Source organism: Pseudomonas sp. LAP_36 (assembly GCF_019456785.1).
GTDB lineage: Bacteria > Pseudomonadota > Gammaproteobacteria > Pseudomonadales > Pseudomonadaceae > Aquipseudomonas > Aquipseudomonas tritici.
The window spans coordinates 188,320-203,144 of sequence record NZ_JAHZMS010000007.1 but is presented as its reverse complement, the minus strand read 5'-3'; the positions used below and the strand labels follow the sequence as shown (position 1 = coordinate 203,144).

Here is a 14,825-nt window from a genome sequence, read left to right as displayed (position 1 = left end):
GAACAACAATGAAGTCGCCTTTACGTTTTGCCCTTAACCGCATGGTCGCCCCCAACCTGTCCCTGCCGGACTTCATCCAGTTGGCCGCAGCGCTCAAGTGCGATGCCATCGAGATCCGCAATGACCTTGCGGACAAGCAAATCGAATTCGGCACCCCGGCCGGCCGCGTGCGCGAGTTGTGCGCAGCGCAGGGCATCCAGGTGCTGTCGATCAACGCGCTGTACCCCTTTGACGTGTGGAACGAGGAGCGTCGCGCTCAAGCGATCCAGCTCGCCACCTATGCCCGTGAGTGCGGCGCCCAGGGCCTGGTGATGTGCCCGTTCAACGAGCGAGGCGATACGCGCAACGAAGCGCAGCGTGCCGCCGGGTTGCGCACGGCCTTGAGCGAGCTGGCGCCGATCCTGCGTGAATACGGGATTCTCGGTTTTATCGAACCCCTAGGCTTTGAGGAATGTGCGCTACGCCGCAAGCGCGTGGCGGTGGATGCGATCCAGTCCATTGGCGGCCTGGATGTGTTCCGCCTGGTGCACGACACCTTCCATCATCACTTGGCCAGCGAACATGAGTTCTTCCCCGAATTGACCGGGCTGGTGCATATCTCCGGCGTGGAAGATGCCGAGGCGCCGCTCAATTCGATTCGTGACGGCCACCGCGTGTTGGTGGGCGAGGGTGACATCCTTGGTAACGCGGCGCAGATCGACACGCTGCTCAGCACGGGATACAGCGGCTATTTGTCGTTTGAGCCGTTTGCCGAGAGCGTGCATGAACTGGCGGATATACAACAGGCGTTGGGCGCGAGCATTGCCCATCTGAACAAATCCCGGAACTGACAGCGGATAACGTGTGGGAGCGGGCTTGCTCGCGAAGGCGGTGGACCAGTAAGTAAATCCGGTGACTGACACACCGCATTCGCGAGCAAGCCCGCTCCCACATGGGATCACTGTTGATCGAAAGATTTGCATTCATTCAAGGTGCGAACATGACCACAACAAGACTGACCATGGCCCAAGCCCTGGTGAAGTTCCTGGATAACCAATACATCGAAGTCGATGGCGTGCAGAGCAAGTTTGTCGCCGGGGTGTTCACGATTTTCGGCCACGGCAACGTGCTGGGCCTGGGCCAGGCCCTGGAGCAAGACAGCGGTGACCTGGTGGTGCACCAGGGCCGCAACGAACAGGGCATGGCCCACGCCGCCATCGGTTTTGCCAAGCAGCACCTGCGCCGCAAGATCTACGCGTGCACAGCTTCTGTGGGCCCCGGCGCTGCCAACATGCTCACCGCCGCCGCGACCGCGACCGCCAACCGTATCCCGCTGCTGCTGTTGCCCGGCGATGTGTATGCCAGTCGCCAGCCCGACCCGGTGTTGCAACAGATCGAACAGTTCCACGACCTGAGCATCAGCACCAACGATGCCTTCCGCTCCGTGAGCAAATACTGGGACCGCATCAACCGCCCCGAGCAGTTGATGACCGCCGCAATCCACGCCATGCGCGTGCTTACCGATCCGGCTGAAACCGGTGCCGTGACCCTGGCGTTGCCCCAGGACGTGCAGGCCGAGGCCTGGGACTATCCCGACTACTTCCTGCAAAAACGCGTGCACCGTATCGAACGTCGCCCGGCCACCGCCGCGATGATCAGTGATGCGCTGGCGGCCTTTCGCGGCAAGCGCAAGCCGCTGATCATCTGCGGCGGCGGTGTGAAGTATTCCGGTGCCAACGCTGCACTGCAGGCGTTTGCCGAACGGTTTGATATCCCCTTCGCCGAAACCCAGGCGGGCAAGAGCGCCGTGGTCTCCAGCCATCCGCTGAACGTCGGTGGGATCGGAGAAACTGGCTGCCTGGCGGCGAATCTGCTGGCGCCCGAAGCCGACCTGATCATCGGTATCGGCACGCGTTATACCGACTTCACCACCTCGTCCAAATCACTGTTCAAGCACGCCGAGGTGAAGTTTCTCAACCTCAACATCAGCCCCTGCGACGCCTTGAAACTGGACGGCGTGCAGGTGTTGGCTGACGCACAAGTCGCCCTTGAAGCACTGGCCGATGCCCTAGGCGATTATCGTTCGGGCTGGGGCGAGCAGATCCGTGAAGCCAAGGCGCAGTTGGACACCGAAGTGGACCGTGTGCATCAGGTGGAATATGACGGTGACGGCTTCGTGCCGGAGGTCGACGACCACCTGGACCGCTCGGTGCTGCGTGAATTCATCGAGCTGACCGGTTCGTGCCTCACCCAAAGCCGTGTGCTTGGCGTGCTCAACCAAACCCTGGCCGATGACGCAATCATCGTCGCAGCCGCCGGCAGCCTGCCCGGTGACCTGCAGCGCGCCTGGCGCAGCAAGGGCGTCAACACCTACCACGTCGAGTACGGCTATTCGTGCATGGGCTATGAGATCAACGCCGCCCTCGGCGTGAAACTCGCCGAGCCGACCAAAGAGGTCTACGCCCTGGTCGGCGATGGTTCCTACATGATGCTGCATTCGGAGCTGGCCACCTCGATCCAGGAGCGCCGCAAGATCAACGTGGTGCTGCTCGACAACATGGCTTTCGGCTGCATCAACAACCTGCAGATCGGCAATGGCATGGACAGCTTCGGCACCGAGTTCCGCTACCGCAACCCCGAGAGCGGCAAGCTCGACGGCGGCCTGGTGCCGGTGGATTTCGCCATGAGCGCGGCGGCCTATGGTTGCAAGACCTACAAGGTCAGCACTGTGGAGCAACTCGAAGCGGCGCTGGCCGATGCACGAACTCAAACGGTTTCGACGCTGATCGATATCAAGGTGCTGCCCAAGACCATGATCCACGGCTACCTGTCGTGGTGGCGGGTGGGTGTGGCGCAGGTGTCCACCAGCGAACGTACGAATGCCGCCGCGAAAAAACTCAACGAACACCTGGCGAAGGCCCGGCAGTACTAATAACAAAAGGAGTGAATGTATGTCTTTGAAGTTGGGTGTTATCGGTACCGGCGCCATCGGCCGTGACCATATTCGTCGTTGCAGCCAGACCTTGCTCAACAGCCAGGTGGTGGCGGTAACCGACATCAATCTTGAGCAAGCCGCCAAGGTTGTCGCAGAGTTGAAGCTGGACGCCGAGGTGTACGCCGACGGCCATGCGCTGATCAATTCGCCACAGGTCGAGGCCATTCTGGTCACTTCATGGGGCCCGAGCCACGAAGAGTTCGTGCTCGCCGCCATCGCCGCCGGCAAACCGGTGTTCTGCGAAAAACCCTTGGCCGTGACGGCTGACGGCTGCCGCAAGATCGTCGACGCCGAAGTGGCCTACGGCAAGCGCCTGGTGCAAGTCGGCTTCATGCGCCCGTACGACGAGGGTTATCGCGCATTGAAAGCGGTGATCGACAGCGGCCAGATCGGCGAACCCCTGATGCTGCACTGCGCGCACCGCAACCCGACGGTGGGCGAGAACTACAAGACCGACATGGCGATCACCGACACCCTGATCCACGAGCTGGATGTGTTGCGTTGGCTGCTCAACGACGACTACGTCTCGGTGCAAGTGGTGTTCCCACGCAAATCCAGCAAGGCCCTGGCCCACTTGCGTGACCCGCAGATCGTGCTGCTGGAAACCGCCAAGGGCACGCGTATCGATGTCGAAGTGTTCGTGAACTGCCAGTACGGCTATGACATCCAGTGCGAAGTGGTGGGGGAGACCGGTATTGCCAAACTGCCGGAGCCGTCCCAGGTGCAAATGCGCAGTGGCGCGAAGTTGTCGAATGCGATTCTGATGGACTGGAAGGATCGGTTTATTGGTGCGTATGACGTGGAGTTGCAGGCGTTTATCGACAGCGTACGCGCCGGGCAGGTCGGCGGGCCGTCGGCGTGGGATGGCTTTGCGGCGGCGGTGGCGGCGGATGCGTGTATTGAAGCGCAGAATAGCGAGCAGATTGTGAAGGTGAGCTTGCCGCAGCGTCCGCACTTCTACGGCTGACCGCGATCCCACATTTGAATTGGGTTTCCACTTCAAGTAAGGAGTGTATGCATGCGAATCGGTCTAGTCGGCTACGGCCACGGAGGGCGCTTCTTTCATGCGCCGCTGATTGCAACCCTGCCAGGTGCGACATTGGTCGGCGTAGTAACTCGGTCCCCCGAGCGCCGCCAGCAACTGGCAATCGACCACCCCGGCGTCAGGGCTTTTGACAACATCGGCCAAATCGTCGAAGCCGGCGTCGATGCCCTGGTTATCTCCACCACCCTCAAGGGCCGCCCGGCCCTGGTGCTGGAAGCCATCGAACATGGCGTTGCCGTGGTCAGCGACAAGCCCTTCGCCGCCAACGCCGAACAGGCCCAGGCGCTGATCACCGCGGCCGAACGCCAAGGCTCGCTGCTCAGCGTCTACCAGAACCGACGCTGGGACTCGGATTACCTGACCCTGCGCAAACTCATCGACGCCGGCGCCTTGGGCACGATCACGCGTTTCGAATCCCGCGTGGAACGCTACAGCCCGCAAGCCGTAGGTAACGCCAGCGGCGGTGGTTGGCTGCGCGACCTGGGCAGCCACTTGGTCGACCAGGCCCTGCAACTGTTCGGCCCGGTAGATCGGGTGTTCGCGCAACTGCAATACACCGCCGAACATCCCACGGTGGACCATGGTTTTTTTGTGTCCCTGACCCACGCCAACGGTGTGATTTCCCATCTGTGGGGCAATGCCCTGCAAAACAGCCAGGCGCCGCGCTTTCGCGTCAGTGGCACCTCTGGCTGCTACACCGTCGAAGGCTTGGACGGCCAGGAAGAAGCGCTGATGGCCGGCAAGTCGCCGAAGACTGAAGGTGAGCATTGGGGCTCTGAAGAACACCGCCGCTGGGGCTGGTTCGAACAAGGCCCGGACCGCGAGCGGGTGCCGTCGGAAAAGGGCTGTTGGACGCAGTTCTATCGACAGTTGCAATTGGCCGTGCAAGGGCAGGGGCCGCTGCCGGTGGATGCCTATGATGCGCTGGAAACCACCCGTATATTGGACGCCGCACGCCTGAGCGCGGAGCGCCAGCAGGTGGTTTCAACAAAAATAGAATAAAATTCTAAAACAGGTTGATATGGAAATTATTTTCCAATAAAGTCTTTTCCAGGTTGCATAAAGTACGTTCGGACTCGATCTGCACGACTCAACAAAAACAAGATCAAAAACAACCAGGTACCGTCAGATGAAAATCTTCAACGCTGTACTGCGAGTTTTACGCCCTGTCCTAGCGCCACGCGGTCTGCCCCGCGCCCGGCCGTTCTACTTCTCCTTCCTTAATGTGCTGTGCGTCGAAAACAAAGGCGCGCTGGTCTGCTGCATTCCAGGCGCGCCGGTGGTTCGACTGTCCAATTCGCAAGTCCCGCTCTGATCAACGTAACGTCCAACAAAACCAACAAGAATGTGGAGACAGACCGTTCATGAAGACCCCGATCCGTTTTACCGCGCTGGCCTTGTCCATGCTGCTGGCCAGTGGTTTTGCCAGTGCCGCCGATATCAAGGTGGGCGTGAGCATGTCCGCCTTCGACGATACCTTCCTGACTTACCTGCGCGAGGACATGGACAAGCAAGCCAAGTCCTACCCCAAGGGTGACGGTGTGCAATTGCAGTTCGAAGACGCGCGTGCCGACGTGGTCAAGCAGTTGAGCCAGGTCGAGAACTTTATCAGCCAGAAAGTCGACGCCATCATCGTCAACCCGGTGGATACCGCGTCGACCAAGAACATCATCAGCGCCGCCACCAAGGCGGGCATCCCGCTGGTCTTCGTCAACCGCCGTCCCGACCAGAAAGACTTGCCCAAGGATGTGGTCGCTGTGACCTCCGATGACATCGAGGCTGGTCGCCTGCAAATGCAATACATCGCTGAAAAGCTCGGCGGCAAAGGCAAGATTGTGATCCTGCTGGGTGACCTGGCGAACAACTCCACCACCAATCGCACCAAGGGCGTGAAGGAGGTGCTGGCCAAATACCCGGATATCAAGATCGAACAGGAACAGACCGGCATCTGGCTGCGTGACAAGGGTATGACCCTGGTCAACGACTGGCTGACCCAAGGTCGCGAATTCAACGCGGTGCTGGCCAACAACGATGAGATGGCCATCGGCGCGTCGATGGCCCTGAAGTCGGCGGGTACCAAGCCGGGCAGCGTGCTGATCGCGGGTGTCGACGGCACCCCGGACGGTCTGAACGCGATCACCAAGGGTGACATGGCCGCGTCGGCGTTCCAGGACGCCAAGGGTCAGGCGGTGGGCTCGGTGGAAGCGGCGCGCAAAATGGCCAAGAAGGAGCCGGTCGAGCAGAACGTGATTATTCCGTTCCAACTGATCACTCCGGAAAACGTCGCCAAGTTCAAGTAGCCCTGACATAACAACAATAAACCGGCAGGGCGGTCGTGCCCGCCTTGCCGATGGAGTACCTCCTTATGCTCGCTCAAGCCACTGTCTCGCAGCCTCCCGGTATCCAACCCCAGCTGTTGGAAGAACCCTACCTGCTGGAAATCGTCAATATCAGCAAAGGCTTTCCCGGTGTCGTGGCCCTGGCCGATGTACAGCTGCGCGTGCGCCCCGGTACCGTGCTGGCGCTGATGGGCGAGAACGGTGCAGGCAAGTCGACATTGATGAAAATCATCGCCGGCATCTACCAGCCCGACGCCGGTGAAATTCGCCTGCGCGGCAAGCCGATCGTGTTTGAAACACCCCTGGCGGCCCAAAAGGCCGGGATCGCGATGATCCACCAGGAACTCAACCTGATGCCGCACATGAGCATCGCCGAGAATATCTGGATCGGCCGCGAGCAGCTCAACAGCCTGCACATGGTCAACCACCGTGAAATGCACCGCTGCACCGCCGAGTTGCTGGCGCGCTTGCGCATCAACCTCGACCCCGAGGAACACGTGGGCAACCTGAGCATCGCCGAGCGGCAGATGGTCGAGATTGCCAAGGCCGTGTCCTACGACTCCGACATCCTGATTATGGATGAACCGACATCGGCCATTACCGACAAGGAAGTGGCCCACCTGTTTTCGATCATTGCCGACCTCAAGTCCCAGGGCAAAGGCATCGTCTACATCACCCATAAAATGAATGAAGTATTCGCCATCGCCGATGAAGTGGCGGTGTTCCGCGACGGCCAGTACATCGGCTTGCAACGCGCGGACAGCATGAACAGCGACAGCCTGATTTCGATGATGGTCGGCCGTGAGCTGAGCCAGCTGTTCCCGGTGCGCGAGACGCCCATCGGTGACCTGTTGCTGTCGGTACGCAACCTGACGCTGGACGGCGTATTCAAGGACGTATCGTTTGACCTGCATGCCGGCGAGATCCTCGGTATTGCCGGGTTGATGGGCTCGGGCCGCACCAACGTGGCCGAAACCATTTTTGGCATCACCCCTAGCAGCAGCGGCCAGATCAGTCTGGACGGCAAGGCGGTGCGCATTACCGATCCACACATGGCCATTGAGAAGGGCTTTGCTCTGTTGACCGAAGACCGCAAGCTCAGTGGCCTGTTCCCCTGCCTTTCCGTGTTGGAAAACATGGAAATGGCCGTGCTGCCGCACTACTCGGGCAACGGTTTTATCCAGCAGAAAGCCCTGCGTGCGCTGTGCGAAGACATGTGCAAGAAGCTGCGGGTGAAAACCCCGTCCCTTGAGCAATGCATCGACACCTTGTCCGGCGGCAACCAGCAGAAGGCCTTGCTGGCGCGCTGGCTGATGACCAACCCGCGCCTGCTGATCCTTGATGAACCCACGCGGGGCATTGATGTGGGCGCCAAGGCCGAGATCTACCGGTTGATCGCCTTCCTCGCCAGCGAAGGCATGGCGGTGATCATGATTTCTTCCGAGCTGCCCGAAGTACTGGGCATGAGCGACCGAGTCATGGTGATGCACGAAGGTGAATTGATGGGCACCTTGGACCGCAGCGACGCGACCCAGGAAAAAGTCATGCAGTTGGCCTCCGGGATGACGGCAGTCCACTGACGTACAGAATAAAAAGGTGATGGGCTATGAATGCAATAACGGATAACAAACCCGCGACGGTGCCAACCAAAAGTCGCCGACGCATGCCCACCGAGCTGAGCATCTTCCTGGTGCTGATCGGCATCGGCCTGGTGTTTGAAGTGTTCGGCTGGATCGTGCGTGACCAGAGCTTCCTGATGAACTCCCAGCGATTGGTGCTGATGATCCTGCAAGTGTCGATCATCGGCCTGCTCGCCATCGGTGTGACCCAGGTGATCATTACCACCGGTATCGACCTGTCCTCGGGCTCTGTATTGGCGTTGTCGGCGATGATCGCTGCCAGTTTGGCGCAAACCTCTGATTTTTCCCGAGCCGTGTTTCCCAGCCTGACCGATTTGCCAGTGTGGATTCCGGTGGCGATGGGGCTTGGCGTCGGGCTGCTGGCAGGGGCGATCAACGGCAGCATCATCGCCGTCACCGGTATCCCACCCTTTATTGCCACCCTCGGTATGATGGTCTCGGCCCGTGGCCTGGCGCGTTACTACACCGAAGGCCAACCGGTGAGCATGCTCTCGGATTCGTACACGGCCATCGGCCATGGCGCGATGCCGGTGATCATCTTCCTGGTGGTGGCCGTGATCTTCCATATCGCCCTGCGCTACACCAAGTACGGCAAATACACCTACGCCATCGGCGGCAACATGCAGGCGGCGCGTACGTCGGGGATCAACGTCAAGCGCCACTTGATCATCGTCTACAGCATCGCCGGCTTGCTGGCTGGTCTGGCCGGTGTGGTCGCTTCGGCACGTGCTGCAACCGGGCAGGCCGGCATGGGCATGTCTTATGAGCTGGATGCGATTGCGGCTGCGGTGATCGGCGGCACCAGCCTGGCGGGCGGGGTAGGGCGCATCACGGGGACTGTGATCGGCGCACTGATTCTGGGGGTGATGGCCAGCGGGTTTACGTTTGTCGGGGTGGATGCGTACATTCAGGACATCATCAAGGGCCTGATCATTGTGGTGGCAGTGGTGATCGACCAGTACCGCAACAAGCGCAAACTCAAACGCTGAGATCGTCTTACGACCAACACAAATCAAGTGCGGGAGCTGGCTTGCCTGCGATTGCATCAACTCGGTAGCCCTGACGGACCGAGTCGCCTGGATCGCGGGCAAGCCCGACGCCCACACTTGCATCTTTATCAGGCAGTTCTAACCGTTTGTCTTCTATATAGCTCCACAACACTGAATTTCTTGCTATAAACGCACTCCGATAACCATTCGCCGAGCCCGTCCTGGTGCTTTTGGGGGTTATCTCGGAAAAATTGCCTGTCTTTTCAGTTGCTGTGCCCTCAAGTCGGCCTTAGACTGCCGCCCCTCGTAAATTGAGTGCCGGGTGGCGCTTGAAATGGACGGCGCCCTTCCGAGACCTGCAGAGGTCGGCCGGAACGCTCCCTTATTCGCCTTAATGCACGTATTTTTTATAGAGAAATCAATGACAAAGGAAAAGTTGCTGGCCATGCCGGCGGATGACTACATGAATGCCGAACAGCACGCTTTTTTCGAGAAGTTGCTGCAAGACATGAAAGTGGAGCACCACGAGCGCATCGAACAGAACCGTATCGCCATTGAAAGCCTGGACACTCCGGCCGACCCTGCCGACGCCGCTTCCGTTGAAGAAGAGCGCACCTGGCTGGTGAACGCCATCGACCGCGACCAGCGCATGTTGCCGCAGCTTGAGCGTGCACTGGAACGCATCAAGGAAGATTCCTTTGGCTGGTGCGATGACAGCGGCGAGCCTATCGGCCTCAAGCGCTTGCTGATCAGCCCTACCACCAAGTACTGCATCGAAGCGCAAGAGCGCCACGAGCAGATCGACAAGCACCAGCGCCAAGCCTGATGTGGTGAAGCTGGGGGATCGCTGAGCGGTCCCCCAGGGAAAGACTCGTTACACCCCCGTCTATTGATCTGTTGCAAACCACCCCACTAAAGGCCCATGGATAATGGCCCGATAGTGGCGTTTAATGCAGCGACAATAACGATAAGCAGTGGGGTGACGAAGATGGCTGGAGACGGATCTCTGACGGGCGCAGCAGTGGCACCGCAATCGGTGGTGCGCGGGTTGCCCGCCTGGTTGACGCAGCTTACGCAGAGCATCGCCCTGGTGCTGATACTGTTGGGCCTGGCATTTGCCATCCTGCCGTTGTACCTCTGCCTGCCACTGGCCGTGCTGGTGATCTGGCTGCCTCGCCTGACAAGTCGCACGCCCGTTGTTGCGTCTTGCGACGCCGTCGATGCGATTGGCGAGTTGACTCGCGACCTGTCCTATACCACCAGCCATAACGCACTGTCCGCTGCCGGCGTGGCCTATTCGGTCAAGCAACTGGCGGCTCGCTTGCAGTCTCAGTTGAGTGCAGCCAAGCAGATTGTCAGCAGTGCCGAGGTGATGATTGGCACCGAAAAGGTCACCTCCCAACTCAGCCGCGAGGCCCTGGGGGCAGCCAGCCAGGCCCATCAACGCAGCACCGAAGGCCGCGAAGTACTGGCCCAATCGATCAGCCGCATGCACCAGCTCAGCCAGCGCGCCGATGCCAGTCGTGAACTGATCGAAGCCTTGAGCCAGCGCAGTGAGGAAATCCAGCGGGTGACCCTGGTGATCCAGTCCATCGCCAGCCAGACCAACCTGTTGGCACTCAATGCAGCGATTGAGGCGGCGCGAGCCGGTGAGCATGGTCGGGGGTTTGCAGTCGTGGCGGATGAGGTGCGCGGGCTGGCGGGCCGTACGGCCACAGCCACTGATGAGGTTGGGGTGATGGTGGCCGATATCCAGCAACGCACCGCTCAGGTGGTGGAGCAGATTCGCCAGCTCTCGGCAGACTTGCACACGGGCGTGGAGCAAGTGGAGCGCGCCGGTGAGCAACTGCATAGCATCGCCAGCCTGGCGGCGGATGTCGAAGGCCAGGTGAATGAAATTGCCCAGGGCACCGACACCAACCGCACCCAGCTCGACAGCCTGTTCCATGCTGTGGAACAAATGCGCAGCGACCTGGCCGTCAGCGATCAGCAAACCCGCCAACTGGCCGACGCCGCCGTGCAGATGGAAGGCCAGGCCGAAACCATCAGTGAGCGCTTGGCGGAAGTTGGCCTGGATGACTATCATCAGCGTATCTACGACTTGGCCCGTGAAGGCGCTAGCCGAATTGCCGCGCAATTCGAGGCCGACGTGCTACAGAACCGCATCAGCCTGGATGACCTGTTCGACCGCAGCTATACGCCGATTGCCAATACCAGCCCAAGCAAGTACCACACCCGGTTTGACGGCTATACCGATCAGGTGTTGCCGGCGATCCAGGAAGATCTGCTGCCGAGGCATGAAGGGTTGGTGTTCGCCATTGCCTGCACGCCCCAGGGTTACGTGCCGACGCACAACAAGGCGTTTTCCCAGGCGTTGACCGGCGATGTGCAAGTGGATGCTGTACAGAACCGCACCAAGCGCAAGTTTGAAGACCGCACCGGGATCCGCTGTGGCAGCCATCAACAGGCGGTTTTGTTGCAGACCTACACCCGCGATACCGGTGAGCTGATGCACGACCTGTCGGTGCCGATCATCGTCAAGGGCCGGCATTGGGGTGGTTTGCGCCTGGGCTATAAACCCGAGGCTGTAAGGCGTTGACGTGAATTGGGCTTTTCCGGAATGGGCATAGCTATCGACACATATTGTAGTGAGCGGGCTTGCCCCGCGCTGGGTGGCGAAGCCGCCCCAATAAAGACATCGCCGAGTTCCAGATAGAACTAGGTCGCTTGGTTTGGGGCGGCTTCGCCACCCAGCGCGGGGCAAGCCCGCTCACTACAGGGAGATTTTTCAGCCTTTGAACGTTGTGTAGATATCTACCGTCAGTGCGGTTGATGCAGGCGTTGGTTCAGTTCGTCCACCGCGATCGCCCATTCGGCGTCTTCGCGCAGCTCTTCCTTGAGAAAACTTGCCTGTTGTGCGGACCAGAAAGGCGCATCGATCAACTTCACGTCGTCAGGCAAAGGGTGCGCGGCGATAAAGGCGTCGATAGCGTCCGGGGTTGAATCCAGGCCCAATTGGTCAAACAGGGTTTCAAGGGTAGGGATTGGCGCGTCCATATCGTTCTCCATGCAGGGTGGTCGTTATGCATGGGAGGGTTGTGACGCAGTAGAGTTCTATCGGATTGTCAGGAATTCAGGGCGCCGGAATCTACGGCGGTTTTTAACGCTTTGGCGGCGTCCTTTGCTGCGATGGCGGCGGCGTCGACGGTTTTGAACCAGCGGTCTTTTTCAACCTGGTGGGTGGTGACAGTGGTCAGCGGTGGCTTGGCCCGCATGATGATCACGGCTTGGAACTCACCGTCTACTTCCCTTGCGTCGCCATGGATAAAAAATTCGCCGATATCAAATTCCGTCACGTAGAGCCTTCCCTTGGAGATAACTGCACTGGAGAAACCTGGCCCGGGTGGACACAAACTTCAGTGGACGGGCCAGTATGGCAGTTGTTGCGGGTCGGCGGCGCAGTTAAGTTAGCGGGCTGACGAAACGATTGCTCCGTGGGGCCGCTTGTAACATGGCTTCAAGTTTCTTGGCCAGTTCGCAGGCCTTGACATGGTCGCTGCGAAAGCCTTTGATTCGACCGCTGAGCACTTCGCGGATATGGAAAAAGTTTCGGCCGGCAGGTACGACTTGGTAAAGAATCGAATCCGAGTACCCTTCAAAGCCGTTCAAGCGGTAGTATTGAGCTTCGTCCTGACAGGATGGACGGGTGTGCGAAGACATCGCGTTGTAGGCTGATCGTTGCATGGCCTGCTCCTTTCGATCGATCCGGATGACTTGATTGCAGTGTTGTAGGTGGTTTTGATCGGTGTTGCTGTTTTAGTATTGTCGTCGGCGGCCAGCGCCCGGTTCCATGGCAGTGTGTTTATTTGTGTTTGTGTGTCGGAAAACTGCATTTTTAATTGGGTTATTCTCTGAAGTTGGTCGGGCCGTATTCTCGGGCCGTTGAACCTGTGATCTCCTGTGGTGCCTGATGACCTTGCACAAGGTCCATCACGTACGTCTGTACTAGTCTTGTGACGCGACAGTGGGATCTTCTTCAGTTTTTTTCAAAGAATGAGTGATGTGATCGTGCCGTGATGGCCGTTTTTTTGTGCTGCCCGCTCTGGCGGACAGCGCTCTTTTCGATGTGGGGGCGTTTCCTTGGCAGTCAGTAATCTGGATATGCACGCGTTGTTCGTGCTGGGTGATTTGCGCGCAAAGTTGGTCAAGCAGTTTCAATCCCGTTTCGTTTACATCACCGAGCAGACGCCGGAAGGTATCTACATCGCCGAAATCGACACCGAGGCGGCGATGGTGGTGGACGACAAACCTCGCCTGGAACTCAAAGTCGGCGATCACTTCCGCGCGGCGGTATTGCCCAGTCGTGAGGGTGGCAAGTTCGAATTGAAGTTCCGCGACATCAAGTTGACCGTCTATGGCTTGGGCGACTACGCCTTCGTGTCCTCGGCCGAAGGCCAGGGCATCGTGTTCAAGGAAGGCCACAGCGTGATGCTGGTGTTTGCCGCCAATGAGCAACTGCAGGATGGCCTGACCAAAACCCTCAAGGCCGTGACCGGCAAGGCTGCCAAGTGGCGCAAGGGCGAGCTGGTCACGTTCAAGGCCAGCGAATAATCAGCAAAAAAACGCGAACACCCGTTATCTCCCGGAACCTCTACTACAGTTGAGTTGACTTAATTGTTCAGAGGCTTCGCGCATACGCAGCAAAGCCTTCCGCTATTGGTTGCGATATCGCGAGGTGCCTGAGGCATGAAAGGATTGAGAACGCTGTTGGCTGCGTCCCTGGCGACCCTAGGGCTGTCAATGGCCGCATTGCCGGTGCGCGCCGCTGAGGCGCCGATACATTTTGCCGACCTGAACTGGGAAAGCGGCAGCCTGATCACCGAAGTGCTGCGGGTTATTGTCGAGAAGGGCTACGACTTGCCCACCGACACCTTGCCCGGCACTACCATCACCTTGGAAACCGCGCTGGCCAAGAACGACATCCAAGTGATCGGCGAAGAATGGGCCGGCCGCAGCCCGGTGTGGGTCAAGGCGGAGGCCGAAGGCAAGGTGGTGGGTCTTGGGGACACGGTCAAAGGCGCAACCGAAGGCTGGTGGGTGCCGGAATACGTGATCAAGGGTGATCCCGCCAAAGGCATCAAGCCACTGGCGCCGGACCTCAAGAGCGTAAAGGACCTGGCGCGCTACAAGGATGTGTTCAAGGACCCGGAATCCCCAGGCAAGGGCCGCTTTCTCAACAGCCCTATCGGCTGGACCTCGGAAGTGGTCAACAAACAGAAGCTCAAGGCCTACGGTCTGGATGACAGCTACGTGAACTTCCGCAGCGGCTCAGGCGCGGCACTGGATGCCGAGATTGCCTCGTCGATCCGCCGGGGCAAGCCGGTGCTGTTCTACTACTGGTCGCCGACGCCGTTGATGGGGCGCTACAAGTTGATCCAACTGGAGGAACCGCCGTTCGATGCCGAGGCCTGGAAGACCCTGACGGATGCGGATAATCCTGATCCGAAGCCCACGCGCTCGTTGGCGTCCAAGTTGAGTATCGGGGTGTCTACGCCGTTCCAGAAGGCCCATCCGCAGATTGCGCAGTTCTTTGAGAAAGTTGAGTTTCCGATCGAGCCGCTGAATAAGGCCTTGGCGACCATGAGTGAAAATCACACAGCGCCACGGGATGTGGCCCAGGCGTTTCTCAAGGAACATCCGCAAGTGTGGAAGGCGTGGTTGACCGAGGATGTGGCGGAGAAGGTTGAGGCGAGCCTGAAATAAACACCGGTCTCACTGCCAAGTGAGCTCAAAATGTGGGAGCTGGCTTGCCTGCGATAGCGCTGTATCAGTCAAGGA

At 59.3% G+C, this 14,825-nt stretch carries 15 protein-coding genes; 12 read left to right on the top strand and 3 right to left on the bottom strand.

What is annotated here, in order from left to right; genetic code table 11:
* Positions 1 to 8 precede the first annotated feature (8 nt).
* The 10 genes from JBO08_RS21805 (at position 9) to JBO08_RS21765 (ending at position 11,586) form a co-directional block, all read left to right on the top strand.
* Entirely contained in the window at positions 9 to 830 is an 822-nt protein-coding gene (locus tag JBO08_RS21805) for a TIM barrel protein (protein WP_065946373.1), read from the top strand.
* A 149-nt stretch (positions 831 to 979) separates the two neighbouring features.
* The gene (iolD, locus tag JBO08_RS21800; protein WP_220074936.1) at positions 980 to 2,911 is read left to right on the top strand and encodes a 3D-(3,5/4)-trihydroxycyclohexane-1,2-dione acylhydrolase (decyclizing); all 1,932 of its coding nucleotides are present in this window, start codon (positions 980 to 982) and stop codon (positions 2,909 to 2,911) included.
* A 19-nt stretch (positions 2,912 to 2,930) separates the two neighbouring features.
* The gene (locus JBO08_RS21795) at positions 2,931 to 3,941 is read left to right on the top strand and encodes a Gfo/Idh/MocA family protein (protein WP_065876098.1); all 1,011 of its coding nucleotides are present in this window, start codon (positions 2,931 to 2,933) and stop codon (positions 3,939 to 3,941) included.
* 51 nt (positions 3,942 to 3,992) lie between these two features.
* Positions 3,993 to 5,021: a Gfo/Idh/MocA family oxidoreductase gene (locus JBO08_RS21790; RefSeq protein ID WP_065876099.1), complete on the top strand. Its 1,029-nt coding sequence runs from the start codon at positions 3,993 to 3,995 to the stop codon at positions 5,019 to 5,021.
* A gap of 127 nt (positions 5,022 to 5,148) precedes the next feature.
* Complete coding sequence (locus tag JBO08_RS28210; RefSeq protein WP_083207208.1) at positions 5,149 to 5,334, top strand: hypothetical protein; 186 nt, start codon at positions 5,149 to 5,151, stop codon at positions 5,332 to 5,334.
* Positions 5,335 to 5,383: 49 nt separating this feature from the next.
* Positions 5,384 to 6,319: a sugar ABC transporter substrate-binding protein gene (locus JBO08_RS21785; RefSeq protein WP_220074935.1), complete on the top strand. Its 936-nt coding sequence runs from the start codon at positions 5,384 to 5,386 to the stop codon at positions 6,317 to 6,319.
* Positions 6,320 to 6,384: 65 nt separating this feature from the next.
* A complete protein-coding gene (locus JBO08_RS21780; RefSeq protein WP_065876101.1) occupies positions 6,385 to 7,938 on the top strand; it encodes a sugar ABC transporter ATP-binding protein in 1,554 nt (517 codons plus the stop codon).
* A gap of 26 nt (positions 7,939 to 7,964) precedes the next feature.
* Entirely contained in the window at positions 7,965 to 8,987 is a 1,023-nt protein-coding gene (locus JBO08_RS21775; protein WP_049708715.1) for an ABC transporter permease, read from the top strand.
* Positions 8,988 to 9,408: 421 nt separating this feature from the next.
* Complete coding sequence (locus tag JBO08_RS21770) at positions 9,409 to 9,813, top strand: TraR/DksA C4-type zinc finger protein (protein ID WP_003191666.1); 405 nt, start codon at positions 9,409 to 9,411, stop codon at positions 9,811 to 9,813.
* 96 nt (positions 9,814 to 9,909) lie between these two features.
* Complete coding sequence (locus tag JBO08_RS21765) at positions 9,910 to 11,586, top strand: methyl-accepting chemotaxis protein (RefSeq protein ID WP_371905537.1); 1,677 nt, start codon at positions 9,910 to 9,912, stop codon at positions 11,584 to 11,586.
* Positions 11,587 to 11,807: 221 nt separating this feature from the next.
* On the opposite strand, the gene JBO08_RS21760 is transcribed toward JBO08_RS21765, so the two are convergent.
* From JBO08_RS21760 to JBO08_RS21750, 3 genes are all read right to left on the bottom strand, one after another.
* A complete protein-coding gene (locus JBO08_RS21760; RefSeq protein ID WP_049708713.1) occupies positions 11,808 to 12,044 on the bottom strand; it encodes a DUF2789 domain-containing protein in 237 nt (78 codons plus the stop codon).
* A gap of 68 nt (positions 12,045 to 12,112) precedes the next feature.
* Positions 12,113 to 12,343, bottom strand: a complete 231-nt coding sequence (locus tag JBO08_RS21755; protein ID WP_065876103.1) for a hypothetical protein — start codon at positions 12,341 to 12,343, stop codon at positions 12,113 to 12,115.
* Between the two features lie 106 nt (positions 12,344 to 12,449).
* Positions 12,450 to 12,731: a hypothetical protein gene (locus tag JBO08_RS21750; protein WP_065876104.1), complete on the bottom strand. Its 282-nt coding sequence runs from the start codon at positions 12,729 to 12,731 to the stop codon at positions 12,450 to 12,452.
* Between the two features lie 417 nt (positions 12,732 to 13,148).
* On the opposite strand from JBO08_RS21750, the gene JBO08_RS21745 reads away from it, so the two are divergent.
* Together JBO08_RS21745 and JBO08_RS21740 are read left to right on the top strand one after the other, a co-directional pair.
* Entirely contained in the window at positions 13,149 to 13,598 is a 450-nt protein-coding gene (locus JBO08_RS21745) for a hypothetical protein (RefSeq protein ID WP_065881688.1), read from the top strand.
* Positions 13,599 to 13,733: 135 nt separating this feature from the next.
* Complete coding sequence (locus tag JBO08_RS21740) at positions 13,734 to 14,750, top strand: ABC transporter substrate-binding protein (RefSeq protein ID WP_065876105.1); 1,017 nt, start codon at positions 13,734 to 13,736, stop codon at positions 14,748 to 14,750.
* Positions 14,751 to 14,825: the final 75 nt, after the last annotated feature.

Bases quoted from the DNA above. Each gene is read 5' to 3' on its own strand.
- JBO08_RS21805 (WP_065946373.1), top strand. From the start codon at position 9: ATGAAGTCGCCTTTACGTTTTGCCCTTAACCGCATGGTCGCCCCCAAC.
- iolD (WP_220074936.1), top strand. From the start codon at position 980: ATGACCACAACAAGACTGACCATGGCCCAAGCCCTGGTGAAGTTCCTG.
- JBO08_RS21795 (WP_065876098.1), top strand. From the start codon at position 2,931: ATGTCTTTGAAGTTGGGTGTTATCGGTACCGGCGCCATCGGCCGTGAC.
- JBO08_RS21790 (WP_065876099.1), top strand. From the start codon at position 3,993: ATGCGAATCGGTCTAGTCGGCTACGGCCACGGAGGGCGCTTCTTTCAT.
- JBO08_RS28210 (WP_083207208.1), top strand. From the start codon at position 5,149: ATGAAAATCTTCAACGCTGTACTGCGAGTTTTACGCCCTGTCCTAGCG.
- JBO08_RS21785 (WP_220074935.1), top strand. From the start codon at position 5,384: ATGAAGACCCCGATCCGTTTTACCGCGCTGGCCTTGTCCATGCTGCTG.
- JBO08_RS21780 (WP_065876101.1), top strand. From the start codon at position 6,385: ATGCTCGCTCAAGCCACTGTCTCGCAGCCTCCCGGTATCCAACCCCAG.
- JBO08_RS21775 (WP_049708715.1), top strand. From the start codon at position 7,965: ATGAATGCAATAACGGATAACAAACCCGCGACGGTGCCAACCAAAAGT.
- JBO08_RS21770 (WP_003191666.1), top strand. From the start codon at position 9,409: ATGACAAAGGAAAAGTTGCTGGCCATGCCGGCGGATGACTACATGAAT.
- JBO08_RS21765 (WP_371905537.1), top strand. From the start codon at position 9,910: ATGGATAATGGCCCGATAGTGGCGTTTAATGCAGCGACAATAACGATA.
- JBO08_RS21760 (WP_049708713.1), bottom strand. From the start codon at position 12,044: ATGGACGCGCCAATCCCTACCCTTGAAACCCTGTTTGACCAATTGGGC.
- JBO08_RS21750 (WP_065876104.1), bottom strand. From the start codon at position 12,731: ATGCAACGATCAGCCTACAACGCGATGTCTTCGCACACCCGTCCATCC.
- JBO08_RS21745 (WP_065881688.1), top strand. From the start codon at position 13,149: ATGCACGCGTTGTTCGTGCTGGGTGATTTGCGCGCAAAGTTGGTCAAG.
- JBO08_RS21740 (WP_065876105.1), top strand. From the start codon at position 13,734: ATGAAAGGATTGAGAACGCTGTTGGCTGCGTCCCTGGCGACCCTAGGG.